Genomic DNA, 13,444 nt, shown 5'->3' with positions numbered 1-13,444 from the left:
ATGGCCACGAAACCCGTCGTCGTCTACGGCGCCTCCGGCTACACCGGCCGGCTGATCTGCGAATACCTGCGCGAGTACAACGTCCCGTTCGTCGCCGCCGGACGGGACGCGGGCAAGCTCAAGCAGTCGATGCAGGAGAACGTGGCCGGCATCGAGACCGCCGACTACGAGATCGCCGAGGTCACCCACGACGTCAAGTCGCTCACCGAGCTGTTCTCGGGCGCGTCGGTCGTGTGCAACACCGTCGGGCCGTTCAGCGTCTACGGGCCCGAGGTGGCCGAGGCGTGCCTGGCCGCGGGGACGCACTACCTCGACACCACCGGCGAGCAGGACTGGATGATCACCTGCGACGAGAAGTACGGCGCCGACTTCGCCGCGGCCGGCCTGCTGCTCGCCCCGGGCATCGCCCAGATGTACACGACCGGCGAGATCGCGGCCGAGCTGTGCCTGGAGAAGCCGGGACTGGACACGTTGGACATCGCCGTCTTCTGGGGTGGCAGCCCGACCATCGCGTCGACGCTGACGATCCTGGTCAACGCGGCCACCTCGGGCGCGTTCCGGCTCGAGCAGAACCGGTACGAGGCCTGGGATCCGGAGGCCGGCCTCTACCAGCTGGTGCTGCCGGGTCAGCACGAGCTCGCGCTGGCGCTGCCGTGGGGCGGGACATCGCACCCGGTCTGGTATCGGCGCGATCCGCGCGTGGCCAACGTCAAGGTGCTGGGTGGCGTGTTCAACCGGGCGCTGATGAACGGCGTACCGCAAATCGTCTCGGCGGCGGTCGAGGCCACAAAGGACATGGCGCCGGACGAGCGGTACGCGGCCCTGACCGCCACCGCCGCGCAGGTGATGAACGTGATGCCGCCGCGCGAGAACCCCCGGCTCAACAAGTCGGTCGATTCGGTGCACGCGTCGGGACCGCTCGGGCGCGCACACTGCGTCATCTACGGCAACTCGAACTACAAGCAGACCGGGCTCATGCAGGCGTACGCGGCCTATCACCTGCTGCAGCAACCGCCCCGACGGGTCGGGTTCGCGTCCGGCTGCCAGGCGTTCGGGCATCGTGAGCTGCTCGGGGTGCTGGAGAGCTTCGGGCTGGTCCGCGAGCCGACGGTCACGGTCGAGCGCTGATCATGCGGCTGGCCGACTATCTGGACAAGGGAGCTTCCCTCGACCCGGACGCGCCGTGTCTCACCACGGAGGGGGAGACACGGACGTACGGGGAGGTGCGACAGCTCAGCGTGAAGATCGCCGGGGCGCTGGCTGCTCGCGGGATCGTTCCCGGAGAGCGGGTGGCGGTGCTCTCCGGGAACGATCCGACCGCGTTCACCTGTGTGTTCGGCATCAGCCGGGCCGGGGCGGTGTGGTGCCCGATCAACCCGCGCAACGAGGCTTCGGAGAACCGGGAGCTGCTCGACCTGTTCGGCTGCGTGGCGCTCATCTACCAGGAATCGTTCGAGCCCCTGGTCGCCAAGATCCGCGATCAACTACCGCAGCTGCACACGCTCATATGCCTTGAAAGGGACATTTTCCCCGAGACAGGCGGCGTCGATCTTGCCGCTGTCGACGACCTCGCCATGATCGTCGGGACCGGCGGCACGACCGGGCGGCCCAAGGGCGTGGAACTGACGGGCGCCAACCTCGAGGCGATGACCGCGATCACGCTGATGAGCTACCCGTGGCCCGACCGGCCAGTCTATCTGGCGCTGGCCCCGCTGACCCACGCCGCCGGGGTGCTGTGCTTCCCGGTCCTGGCGCGGGGCGGGGAAATCGTGATCATGCGTAAGCCGGACGTGGCCGAGTTCATCTGGCTCATCCAGCGGCACCACGTGACCCACACGTTCCTGCCGCCGACGCTCATCTACATGGTGCTCGCCCACGCCACCCTGGACGAGACCGACCTGTCGTCGCTGCGCTGCTTCTGGTACGGCGCGGCCCCGATGTCGGCGGCCCGGCTCGAGGAGGCGCTACGCCGCATCGGGCCGGTCATGGCGCAACTGTTCGGCCAGACCGAGGCCCCGATGATGATCTCGACCATGTCGCCGGCCGACCACTACCGGCCGGACGGCAGCATCGCGCTGTCCCGCCTCTCCTCCGCGGGCCGCCCGTCGCCCCTGGTCACCGTGGCCATCATGGGACCGGAGGGCGAACTGCTCCCCCGCGGGGCGACCGGCGAGATCGTGGCCCGCGGTTCGCTGGTGATGCGCGGCTATCACCGTGACCCGGAGGCCACCGCGGCCGCCTCGGCCCACGGCTGGCACCACACCGGCGACATCGGCTACCTCGACGACGACAACTATCTGTACATCGTGGACCGGGCCAAGGACATGGTGATCACCGGTGGTTTCAACGTCTATTCGACCGAGGTCGAGCAGGCCCTCATGCAGCATCCGGCGGTGCAGGACTGCGCGGTGATCGGCCTGCCCGACGACAAGTGGGGCGAACGCGTGACGGCGATCCTCCAGCTGCGGGCCGGCCGGACCGTCGACAAACAGGAGGTGGTGGCCTTCGTCAAGGAACGCATCGGCAGCGTCAAGGCGCCCAAGCAGATCGAGATCTGGGACGACCTGCCCCGCTCCAAGGTCGGCAAGATCCTCAAGGGCGACCTGCGCGCGCGGCTCGCCCACGAGAACCGAGCGGAATGAGCATCGGGGTGTCCCGGGCGTATTCCTCGTACGGCGTCCCGAGCTGAGCCTTCAGGTCCCGCTCCTCGAATCGGACGCCGACGAAGATGTACGCGCTGGACGCCACGGCGAAGAACAGATGGCTGACCGTCATTCGCGGAGTGGCCCAGAAGACGATAAGGAGGCCGAGCATCATCGGGTGCCGGATCCAGGCGTACAGGAAACGCATTTGAAATTGGGGGTTTCCGGCCGGCTTGAGACCGAAGAACTCGAAATGGTCGATCATGTAGGTGGCACCGATGGCCAGCGCCCAGCCGAGCGCGTAGACGACCCAGATCAGGATCGACCAGGGCGCCCCGGCCAGCCAGACGACCGTGGGCACCGGCTGCCAGAAGGCGAAAGTCGCGAGCAACAACAGGCTGGCCGCGAGCACATAGGTGCTGCGCTCGATCGTGGGCGGGATGCGGCGTTTGAAGCCGGCCCGGGCCATCACGGTGTGCTGCACGGCAAAGGCGAGCAGCAGCGTTCCGTCGATCAGGAGCGCCGTCGTGGGAGAAGAACTGGCGGGACCGTCGCCCCAACCGGCCAGAAAACCGATGGCCCAGACGATCGAGATCAGGAAGAGGGCGTACGAGAAAAGGGCATAGGCTCGCGACATCATGCCGGTCATCGTCGTCTCGGCGGGGCGCCCCGCGCAGGCGGGAAAATACCTCAATCGCCGAAGGACGAGGCGATGAACCAGGCGGCGATCTGGGCCCGGGAGCGGAAATCCATGCGATAGCGGATCCGCTCGACGTGCGCCTCGGCCGAGCGTTCGGTGATGCCCAGGCGCGCGCCGATCTCGCGGTTGGTGCAGCCGTCGGCGATCAGGGCGGCCACCTCCCGCTGCCGGGCGGTCAGAGTCGGCGCGGCGCCGCGATGCCGGGCGGGCAGGCCGAGGAAGCGCCGGATCACCGCGGTCAGCGGCGGCACATCACCGATGTAGGGCAGGTGTGACCGCCCCGGCAGGACTTCCAGACGCGCCCCTTCGATGCCGTCGGACAGCCGGCGACCCTGATCGAGCGGCACGGCCCGGTCACGTTCGCGCTGCACGACGAGGGTCGGCGCGGTGATCCGGGGCAGCGCGTCGCGCACATCCAGCTCGTAGGCCGCCCGCAGCATGGTGGCGGCCGTCGCGGCGTCGGCCGACTCCCGCTGATAACGCGTGAAGACCGTGCGCGTGGCCCGGTCGGCGTCCGGCGCGAAGACATCGGTCAGCAGATCAGAAGCCAGACCCCAATGTTCCCGTACGAGTCCGAGCACGTGCTCGCGAATCCCCGGCGCGGCGACGTCGGGTCCGTACGGCCAGCCCCCGTAGAGCACGAGCCGCGACACCGTCCCGGGTTCTGCTGCCGCCCAGGCCGCCGCGACCGCCGCCCCGGCCGAGGCGCCCATCAGGTCGAACCGGGTCAGTCCGGCCGCCTCGATCACGTCTCGCAGCGCCTCGGCGTCGTCGACGTTCGCTCCGGCCGACAGACCCAGGCCGGGCCGGTCGTAGCGGATCAGCGTCCGCCCGTCGGCGAGCGCCTCGTAGAAGGCCCGCTCGGCCGGAATGGCCCAGCTCAGCTCGAGGTGACCGAGCCACCCGTTCACATAGACCAACGGCGGTCCCGACCCGGTGACCGCGAACGCCACCCCGTCCCGGGTCGTGGCAATCCGCTGACCACCCATGACGCGAGCCTAGAACAACCCGGGGCCGACCTAGGGTTCTCCCCGGTGTCTGGGCGGGCGCGCGCACACAGAATTCCCTGCGACCGGTCGACCGGCCGGTTGCAGGGAACACGTGAGGAACAAGCATGCGCAAGCCCGTGCAGATCGACTCGATTCCGGCCGACGGGGCCGAGCTGAACGACGACCAGCTCGCCACGATGCTCGGTGGCAAGAAGAAGGACGACCGCGGCAAGCCCGGCCCCGGCTCCTCGTACACGCTGTGGGACGTCGACAACTCCGGTGCGGCCTACCAGGACACCGACGCCGACTTCTGAGTCGAACGGCCGGCGGTCCTCTCCCACGATGGCCGCCGGCCCGGTCCGGAGACTTCATGATTCTCATCCTCACCGCCCCCAGCGACGTGCACGCCGACGCCGTCGAACGGGAGCTCAAAGCGCGCGGCGCCGCCTGGCTGCGGTTCGACCCGGCCGAGGTTCCGTCGAAAGCCCAGCTCTCGGTCGGCATCAGAGACAACCGGCTTTCCCGTACGCTCGTCCGCGGCCCCGAGACCACTGATCTGAACGCCGTCACGGCGATCTGGTTCCGCCGCCCCGGCCGCCCGGTCGCGCCGGCTCATCTCAGCGGCGGCACCGGGAAGTACACCGTCGACGAGTCCCGCACGTTCGTCTCGGACGTCTGGGAGACCCTCGACGTGCCCGCCCTGCCCGCCCCGCGGCCGGTCGTCAAACGGGCCCAGCACAAGATCCGTCAGCTCCAGCTGGCCCTCGAGGCCGGCTTCGAGGTGCCCGCCACGGTCGCCGGCAACGACCCCGGGCGGGTGCTCGACCTGTTCTCGCACACCGGCGGCCGGATGATCGTCAAGCAGGTCGGGCTCGGCTATCTGGGCGGCGGCCGGCTCCGCTACACCGAGCCGGTCACCCATCGCGACATCGTGCACGCCGACGGCGTACGGCACTGCCCGTTCATCGCCCAGGAACGGATCGACAAGCAGGTCGAACTGCGGGTGACCGTGGTCGGCGACCGGGTCTTCACCGCGGCCATCGAGTCGCAGCGGTCCAACCACGCGCGGCACGACTGGCGCCGGGCCGATCAGGCCAACATCCGGCTCACCTCCTGGGAACTGCCGGACGACATCGCCGCCCGGTGTGTCGATCTGGTCCGCCGGCTCGGGCTCAGCTACGGCGCGTTCGACCTGGTCGTGACGCCCGACGGCCGGTACGTGTTCATCGAAGTCAACCCCAGCGGCCAGTACCTGTGGGTCGAGGAGGCGACCGGCCTGCCCATCTCGGCCGCGGTCGCCGACTGGCTCATGTGCGGAGGAATCCAGTGACCCTGCTCGACGAGACCGCGGCGGTCTTGCGTTCCAGTGACATCCCGGCCGGCTTCGCGGCGCTGAAGGAGCGCTGGCCCGACGCCGACCTGCACCTCGTCCACGACGAGGAGGCGTACGACGTGCTGATCCGCGAACCGGGCGGCACCCTCTCGATCGCCTACAGCCCCGCCCCCTCGATGCCCTGGCCCGAACGCGGCGCGGTCCGCTACTCCGACCAGGACCTGGCCCGGATCGACGGCCGCAAGCTGCGGGTCAGCGAGGCCCTGTCGGCGCTCGACTTCCTCTGGTACGACCACGACGTGCTGGCCCGTCTGGTCGACACCTGCCTGATCCACGCCGAGCTGGAACGCGACCCCGTCGACCTTTCGGACGAGGAGGTGCAGACGGCGGCCGACGCTTACCGGCGGGCCCGGGGTCTGCTCGATCCAGCGTCGACCGAGCGCTGGTTGAACGAGCGCGGGCTGTCCCACGACGACTTCACCGCGCTGGTCACGAACATCGCCGAGGTGGCCCGGCTGCGCGCGCGGATCGGCGGCGGCTTCGACGAGTGGCTGGCCGACGCACGAGCCGCCGCGTCGATCGAGTGGTTCTGGCTGGCCCGCGAACGGACGGTCAACGCTCAGTGATCCGTCGGCGGATGCCGGTGATCCTTCAGGTCGCGGCGACCGACTGCGGCCCGACGGTGCTGGCCATGATGTCGGCCGCACACGGCCGGCCGGCCCCGGTGAGCCGGTTGCGGACCGACCTCGACGTGGGCCGCGACGGGCTCAGCCTGCGGGACCTGCGCGACGCCGCGGCCGGCGTCGGGCTGCGCGGCCGGGCGATCTCGCTGCCCGCGCTGCGCACCGATGCCTCGCGCCTGCGGGAGCTGGCCCTGCCGCTGATCGCGCACTGGAACGGCGACCACTACGTGGTGGTCGAACGGTTCGGCCGGCGGGGCGTGGACGTGGTCGATCCGGCGGTCGGGCGGCGCCGGCTGACCCCGGCCGAGTTCTGCGCGGGCACGACCGGAGTGGTGCTGCTGGCCGCGCCGGACGGTCCCGCGCCTCGATGGGAGAAGACCCCTTCCCCCGTACGCCGTCTGATCCTCCCGGTCCTGCGGGCCCACTCGGGTCTGCTGGCCGTGCTCGGGGTCGCCTCACTGCTGATCACCGGCGCCGGTCTGGCCGTGCCGTGGGCGACCTCGGCCATCCTGGACGGTCAGGGTCCGCTGGGCGGTTCCTGGCTCGCCGTCGTGGCCGTCCTCGCCGTGGTCAGCGGCCTGCTGTCGCTCGCCCGCGGCCTCACCATCACCACGCTCCAGCGCCGGATCGGCCACCGGCTGGGCGCCGAGACGGTCGAGCGGCTGTTCAACGTCGTCTACCGCTACTTCGAGCGACGCTCGGCGGGCGACCTGGTCGACCGGGTGCGGGCCGCGGTTTCCGTACGGGATCTGCTGGCCGCCTCGATCGTCGCGACCGCCCTCGACGCCACGCTCGCGCTGGGTTACCTGACCGTGGTCACCGTGCTCGCCCCCGGACTGGGCGCGGTCGCGGCCGGTGTCGTTGCCGTGCAGCTGTCGATCGCGCTGTGGCTGGGCCGTCGGGTCGGTTCGCTGCAACGCGAGGAACTGCTGGCCAGCGGCGAGGAGAACGCCCGGCTGGCCGACGCCGTGTCCGGCATGGCCGCGATCCGGGTGGCCGGCGCCCAGGTGCGGGTGCGGGCCCGCTGGGAGGAGTCGTTCCGGCGCGGCATCGACGCCTCGTTCCGGGCCGCCCGCTTCTCGGCGATCGGCGAGGCTCTGCTGACGGCGGGCACTGTCGGCAGCCCGGTGCTGTTGCTCTCCGTGGCCGCCGGTGTGGCGTCGTCGCCGGGCCGCGCGGCCGGGCTCTCCGCGCTCGCCGTCGCCGCCGTCTCCCCGGCCGTCGCGCTGGCCGGCCGGCTACCCGCGTTCACCCTGCTCCCGCCCACGGTCGAACGGCTGGCCGACATCGCCGACGCCCCCGTCGAGCAGCCCGAGCCCCGCCCGGCGACCCCTCGCCTCGCCGGGCGGCTCACGCTGGACCGGCTCGGCTTCCGCTACGACCGCCGCTCGCCGTGGGCGCTGCGGGGTCTGAGCGCGGACATCCGGCCCGGCTCCAAGGTGGCAGTGGTCGGGGCGTCCGGCAGCGGCAAGAGCACACTGGTCGGCCTGCTCACCGGCTTGCACCGCCCGGACGAGGGCCGGATCCTGGTCGACGGCATCGACGTGACCACGGTCGACCTGACCACACTGCGCGCGCAGATCGGCGTGGTGCTGCAGGAGCCGTACCTGGGCGCCGGCACCCTGCGTGAGGCCCTGACCCTGGCCCACCCCGACGCCACCGACGCACAGATCGAGGTGGCCGCCCGCCGGGCCGCGCTGTGGGACGACATCGTCGCGCTGCCGATGGGCCTGCACACCCGCCTGGGCGACGGCGGCACGGGCCTCTCCGGCGGGCAACGCCAGCGGGTCGCCCTGGCCCGGGCGCTGCTCAGCGACCCGGCGATCCTGGTGCTGGACGAGGCCACGAGCGCCCTCGACACGGTCACCGAGGCCGCGGTCGAGGCCGGTCTGCGTGGCCTGCCGATGACCCGGGTCGTCATCGCGCATCGCCTGTCCACGGTGGCCGACGCCGACCTGATCCTGGTGCTGGAGAAGGGTTCTCTCGTCGAGGCGGGCCGACCGGCCGACCTGCTCACGTCGGGCGGCGCCTTCGCCCGCCTGGCCGGCGCGGTCCGCGGGTCACGCTTCACCGCCCGGGCCAAGGTGCGACCGCTGGTCTTCCGCGGTTCGGCTAGCGCGCGATAGATGACAGCTCGAGCCCAAACGGCGGGTGCTGAATGCCCTCGCCGCCGCCGAGCGCTTCAGTGCGGGCGTACGGGGACCGCTTGTGTGTTTGAAGTTGAAGCGTCAGAAGGGCTGAACCGACCCGGACTCGAGGGAGGCGTAGCAGGTCTCGACGAGTTGCAGGGTGCGCAGGCCGTCGGCGGCGGTGGTCGGGGCCGGGGCCACTCCGGCGATCTCGCGCATCAGGGCGCGCATCGGGCCGGCGAACGCGTCCGGGATCCAGCGCGTGGTCACCGGATAGGGCAGCCAGCCGTCGGTGGGCAGCACCCGGCTGTTGACCTCGAGCGTGTCGGGGCGGCCGTGCGGATAGTCGTAGAGCAGCCCGATCGTGCCCCGGATCGAGCCCGCCGAGCCGTCGATGCGGAAGGTCGCCGACTGGTCGCCGGTGTGGTTCTCGTGGTTGACCTTGACCAGCGCTCTTTCATTGTCGGGGAAGGTCATCGTGGTGAAGGTGCGCGTCTCGCCCGCCACGGCCTGACCCGGGCGGCGACCGCCGACGCAGTAGACCGTGCTCGGATCGCCCAGCAGCGCCCGCACGGTGTCGAAGTAGTGGATCGAGTGATACATCAGGTCGAGCCGGGGCGACGTGACCAGCCAGTCCCAAGCGGTGAAGTCGGTCTCGATGTCGACGTCGATGACCATCGCGGTGACCTCGCCGATCCAGCCCGCCTCGACCATCGCGCGGGCGGCCGCCATGCCCTCGCCGTAACGCATCTGATGGTTCACGACCAGCGATCGCCCGGCCTCCTCGGCCGCCGTCACGAGCTCTGCGCCGAGCCCGGAGTCGACGGCCAGGGGCTTCTGCGCCAGCACGTGTTTGCCCGCGGCCAGCGCCCGCCGCACGATCGCCGGCTGGGCCTCGGGCACCACGGCGACGTCGATGATCTCGATCGCCGGGTCGTCGAGCATCTCGTCGAGCGTGTAAATGCGCGGCAGACCGAACTCCTTGGCCACGCGCGCCGCCCGCCCGGCGTCGAGATCGCTGATGCCGGCCACGGTCAAACCCGCTTTCCCGTACGCCGGCAGGTGCGCGACCTGCGTGATCGCGCCCGCGCCGACGACGCCGATCGTCCGGCGGATCGCCAGGTCGACGGTGAGATCACAAGCGTGGGCGATGGGCTGCAGCGTCTCGAGCATGTTTCCTATCTTGGCCCGCCGTGTAAACTCAGTCAATCGTTTGAACGACCTTCTCCGCGGAGGAATCCATGCAGATCTTCGGCCGGGCCTTCGACGGGTTCGAGCGCAGCCTGACCACGCAGCTGGCCGGCCTCGACGCGGGCCACCAGCTGCTCGAGATCGAGGATCTGCAGCGCGAGGTCGTCGAGGGCACGCTGGCCACCGACGGCCGGGCCGACGTGCTGATGCTGATCACCGACTGGCTGCCGTCGCTCATCGAGAGCGGCAAGCTGAGGCCGATCGAGCAGGATCAGAGCGCCTACGCGCCCGCGCTGCGGGCGCTGCAGACCGGCGCCGACGGCCGCTCCTACGGCGTGGCCTACCACGACGGCCCGATGCTGTTCCTCTACCGCACCGACCTCTACGGCGACGCCGAGGAGCAGCGCGGCTTCCACACCCGGTTCGGCTATCCGCTGGCCCCGCCGGCCGACTGGTCCCAGTTCCGCGACCAGGCGCTCTGGTTCGACCGCCCGGCCGACGGCCTGCGCGGCACGGTCCAGGCCGGCTACCCCGACGAGCACAACAACGTCTACGACTTCCTGACCCATCTGTGGAGCCGGGGCGGCGAGCTGATCGGGCCCGACGGCCGTTCCGGGCTGAGCAGTCCGGCGGCGGCCGAGGCGATCGAGTTCCTGCACGCCCTCTGGCACGTCGACCGCGTGGTCGACCCGGCCGCCGCCACGTGGGACAGCGTCAGCTCGGGCGAACACTTCGCCACGGGCGAGGCCGCCATGATGGTCAACTGGGCCGGCTTCGCCGCCATGTGCGAGCCCGGCACGGTCGGCTGCGCTCCCGTCCCCGGCGCGGTCACGATGAACGCCTACTGGGTGCTCACCATCCCCGCCGGCGCCCCCGACCCGTCCCGCAGCGCCGACCTGATCCGCCACCTGACCACCCACGAGATGGACGTCGTGACCGCGCTCTCCGGCGGTTCGGCCACCCGGCGTGACAGCTGGGCCGATCCCCGCGTACGCGCGTTGTCGCCCTACTACGAGGTGCTCGAGAGCGCGCACCAGCATTCCCGATCGGTGCCGGCCGACCCGCGCTGGCCCCGGATGGCCGCAATCCTCAACGAGATGATGCGAGCCGTCATCGAGGACGCCGAGGGCAAGGCCGCCCTCGACCGAGCCCACCTCGACCTGGACGCTCTGCTGGCGCCATGAGTGCACGCCCCCTCCTTGCGTTGGTGACACCGTTCGGCGATCTACTCGCGTGCGAAGTGGGAGATGAGAGCGTGAAGTTTCTGGTCCGGCTGACGACGACGCTCCCGCCGGAGATGAGAGCGTGAAGTTTCTGGTTCGGCTGACGACGATGCTCCCGCCGGAGATGAACGATGAGCGGCGCAACGCCCTGCTCGCCGCCGAGGCCGAGCGCGGGCGAGAACTGGTCACCGACGGCACGATCGAGCAGCTGTGGCGACTGCCCGGCAGACTGGCCAACGTGGGCGTGTGGTCGGTCCCCGACGCCGACGCGCTGCACGTCGCGCTGACGTCGTTGCCGTTGTGGCGCTGGATGGACGTACAGGTGGAGGCCCTGGCCAACCATCCCCTGACCAGCACGCCGACACCGCTCGTTACGGATGCTCAGCGCGACCACGGCCGAACTGATTGATCGCGGCCTGCAGGCGCAGCCACGTCGGGTCATCGTCGTCGGCCTCGACCACGCGGTCCAGGTCGTCGTCACGCCATGTCCGCACGCCGTCGGTCAGCTCGAGCTCGTCCCACAGGTAGCCCGTGGCGTCGATCGGCTCGGTACCGGTGATGAACGCGGCCACTCCGTCGGAATCCGGGGCGACCGGGACGCCTGGCACAGACAGCAGGGCCACGCAGCCGTCGCGGTCAGCCACGACCAACTGGCCGCTCGCCGTGCGAGCCAGCGCGGTCACTCCGGCGTCGCCCACCGGGTGAGCGGTGACCGTCCCGGCGGCCAGGTCAAGCGCGAGCAACGCACCCTCCGGAGTACCGATCCACAGGACGTCCGGGTCGTGGCCGAACGCGATGTCTCTCCGCAGCCAGTCCAAAGCGAACTCGGTCCAATCCGGCGGAGTCGATGCCGGAGCCGGCTCCCGCAGGGTGAGGGCCAACTGCCGCTCCAGCCCGGGAAACGAGTACACATCCAGCGACTGCACATAGGAGTTGCCGCGCACCGCGAAGCGCCGTCCGTCCGGAGCCCAGACCGGGGTCTCGTACCCATCGGCGTCGAGCACGAGCGCTCGGCCGCGGATTCGCATGCTTCGATCCTCGCTCCGCGCGAACAGGCCCAGCGTTGCGCCCTGGTCGCTGGCCAGGGTGAGGACGAGGCCGCCGGCCGGATGCTCGGCCACGCCGGTATCCCAGCGCGGTCCGGTGCCGACCACGCCGTCGTCATGATCGACCGCATCCGATGCCAGCCAGGCATCCTCGCCACCGTCACGCGCGGGTGATGCCCACACCGTGCCGCCGTCCGGGCTGAAGGCGATGCTCCGATATCCGGCCGGCCGAGTCGTAACGCCGTCGGGGGTCCACCGCGACAGCACGCCACCCGCGGCAACCAGGAGCACCGGCTCGTGCGGGTGCCACGCCAGCTCGGGTACTTGTCGGTGCCGCTCCCAGACGGGCAGGTTGCCGTAGCTGTCAGCGTCGGCACTGACTGCCCCGACCAGTCGCAGGTCGAGATCCCACACGTACACCGCCGGCCGGGTCACATCCACGCCGGCGACCAGCGCCAGGCGCGGATGGGCGACCAGCCGTTCGACCGGCGCGTCGAGCCGGACCCGGTGCACCGTCTCCATCACCGCGTCACGGTATCGGTTCGCGCGAGCCGGGAGTCGCCGGTCCGTCGACGGTCCCGAATCGTTGGACACGGCACAGATGTCTGGCGCCTTCAGGAAGAGAGATCGCTGTGATCAGGGCGTTTGCGGTCCTGGCCGTTGCCGGAGCGGCGGTGGCGGCCCTCGGAGGCGACGCATCGCCTTCGACCGCCATCCCGGTCGACGGCCGCTCCGGACCGGCTCTGATGGCCGATGTCGTTGCTCGGATCTACGGCTCGCCGGAGCAGCGGGCCGCCGGCTGGGAGGCGCAGCACTACGTCATGCAGGCCGCGTACGCCGCATGCGCCGAGCGGAAGGGTATCGACGACGCCGTGGATGACTGGACGCCGCCCAGCGGTGTTTTCGAGACCGGAGCCGTCGATCTGCCGTGGTTGTTCGCGCCCGCGATGACCGACTTCGGTATCGCTCGTCGATACCTGGAGGGAGCCGGATTCCAGGACGGTCCGGCGCCGAGAATGACCGATGCCGAGCGTCGTCGCATCGCCAGGTTCGGCGAATGCCAGATGGAGCTGGCTTCGATGGACGGCCGGCCTCGCCCCTCGGGACGGGACACCCTGGAACAGGAGTTTCTCGATGACCAAGCGACGATCCGCCACGAGTGGGAGCCCCGCCTGATCGGGTGGTACAGCACCTGCATGACACACGTCGCCGGCATGCCGGTCGACAGTTTCAGCGACGCCCACCGCCAGGTCGAGCTGAAGTTTCAGGCGGTCGTCCACCGGGTGCCGAACGGCCCGGGTTGGTCGGAGGCAGTGGCGCTGGAGAAGAGAGTGGCGGCCGCGGACGGGCTGTGCCGGAAAGCCAACGCCGATGCCCTGGCGACCGCGAGCGAGCCAGTGGTGAAGGAATTCGCCGACCGCCACCGCGCCGAACTGGCTGCCGTCGCCGCCGAATGGGCCGCCATGCCGGCCGCCCGCGACGCGGCCAAGAAGGCGGTTGCCAAGTAG

Annotated in this window: 13 protein-coding genes; 9 read left to right on the top strand and 4 right to left on the bottom strand. The window is 70.6% G+C overall.

The window, feature by feature from the left end; genetic code table 11:
• Both KOI35_RS40825 and KOI35_RS40820 read left to right on the top strand, forming a co-directional pair.
• Window positions 1-1,128, top strand: coding sequence for a DUF5938 domain-containing protein (locus KOI35_RS40825; protein ID WP_215795034.1), 1,128 nt, complete (start codon window positions 1-3; stop codon window positions 1,126-1,128).
• 2 nt (window positions 1,129-1,130) lie between these two features.
• The gene (locus KOI35_RS40820; RefSeq protein ID WP_215795032.1) at window positions 1,131-2,642 is read left to right on the top strand and encodes an acyl-CoA synthetase; all 1,512 of its coding nucleotides are present in this window, start codon (window positions 1,131-1,133) and stop codon (window positions 2,640-2,642) included.
• Here the strand turns inward: KOI35_RS40820 and KOI35_RS40815 are convergent.
• A complete protein-coding gene (locus KOI35_RS40815) occupies window positions 2,593-3,282 on the bottom strand; it encodes a methyltransferase family protein (protein WP_215795030.1) in 690 nt (229 codons plus the stop codon). The two genes, KOI35_RS40820 and KOI35_RS40815, sit on opposite strands and share 50 nt — an antisense overlap.
• Before the next feature lie 50 nt (window positions 3,283-3,332).
• Window positions 3,333-4,331, bottom strand: coding sequence for an alpha/beta fold hydrolase (locus KOI35_RS40810; RefSeq protein WP_215795028.1), 999 nt, complete (start codon window positions 4,329-4,331; stop codon window positions 3,333-3,335).
• A 125-nt stretch (window positions 4,332-4,456) separates the two neighbouring features.
• Here KOI35_RS40810 and KOI35_RS40805 point away from each other — a divergent pair, with 125 nt between their 5' ends.
• Genes KOI35_RS40805 through KOI35_RS40790 form a run of 4 tightly spaced genes read left to right on the top strand, consistent with a single transcriptional unit; the run spans window position 4,457 to window position 8,473 of the window.
• Window positions 4,457-4,645: a putative ATP-grasp target RiPP gene (locus KOI35_RS40805; protein ID WP_215795025.1), complete on the top strand. Its 189-nt coding sequence runs from the start codon at window positions 4,457-4,459 to the stop codon at window positions 4,643-4,645.
• A 56-nt stretch (window positions 4,646-4,701) separates the two neighbouring features.
• On the top strand, window positions 4,702-5,661 hold the full coding sequence (locus tag KOI35_RS40800) for an MvdC/MvdD family ATP grasp protein (protein ID WP_215795022.1): 960 nt from the start codon (window positions 4,702-4,704) through the stop codon (window positions 5,659-5,661).
• Window positions 5,658-6,290, top strand: coding sequence for a hypothetical protein (locus tag KOI35_RS40795; protein ID WP_215795020.1), 633 nt, complete (start codon window positions 5,658-5,660; stop codon window positions 6,288-6,290). Before KOI35_RS40800 ends, KOI35_RS40795 begins: the two co-directional genes overlap by 4 nt.
• A gap of 11 nt (window positions 6,291-6,301) precedes the next feature.
• A complete protein-coding gene (locus tag KOI35_RS40790) occupies window positions 6,302-8,473 on the top strand; it encodes a peptidase domain-containing ABC transporter (RefSeq protein ID WP_215795018.1) in 2,172 nt (723 codons plus the stop codon).
• Window positions 8,474-8,575: 102 nt separating this feature from the next.
• Here KOI35_RS40790 and KOI35_RS40785 read toward each other — a convergent pair whose 3' ends face one another.
• Window positions 8,576-9,649, bottom strand: a complete 1,074-nt coding sequence (locus KOI35_RS40785; RefSeq protein ID WP_215795015.1) for a Gfo/Idh/MocA family protein — start codon at window positions 9,647-9,649, stop codon at window positions 8,576-8,578.
• 68 nt (window positions 9,650-9,717) lie between these two features.
• On the opposite strand from KOI35_RS40785, the gene KOI35_RS40780 reads away from it, so the two are divergent.
• On the top strand, window positions 9,718-10,851 hold the full coding sequence (locus tag KOI35_RS40780) for an extracellular solute-binding protein (RefSeq protein ID WP_215795012.1): 1,134 nt from the start codon (window positions 9,718-9,720) through the stop codon (window positions 10,849-10,851).
• A gap of 121 nt (window positions 10,852-10,972) precedes the next feature.
• Window positions 10,973-11,299 (top strand): muconolactone Delta-isomerase, encoded by a 327-nt coding sequence (locus KOI35_RS40775; protein ID WP_215795010.1) that lies wholly within the window; start codon window positions 10,973-10,975, stop codon window positions 11,297-11,299.
• Here KOI35_RS40775 and KOI35_RS40770 read toward each other — a convergent pair.
• Entirely contained in the window at window positions 11,262-12,461 is a 1,200-nt protein-coding gene (locus KOI35_RS40770) for a TolB family protein (RefSeq protein WP_215795008.1), read from the bottom strand. The two genes, KOI35_RS40775 and KOI35_RS40770, sit on opposite strands and share 38 nt — an antisense overlap.
• 107 nt (window positions 12,462-12,568) lie before the next feature.
• On the opposite strand from KOI35_RS40770, the gene KOI35_RS40765 reads away from it, so the two are divergent.
• Complete coding sequence (locus tag KOI35_RS40765; RefSeq protein WP_215795006.1) at window positions 12,569-13,444, top strand: hypothetical protein; 876 nt, start codon at window positions 12,569-12,571, stop codon at window positions 13,442-13,444.

This window comes from Paractinoplanes bogorensis, assembly GCF_018829635.1.
Lineage (GTDB): Bacteria > Actinomycetota > Actinomycetes > Mycobacteriales > Micromonosporaceae > Actinoplanes > Actinoplanes bogorensis.
Note: the sequence above shows the minus strand (reverse complement) of the source record. Positions and strands in the feature narration are given on the sequence as shown.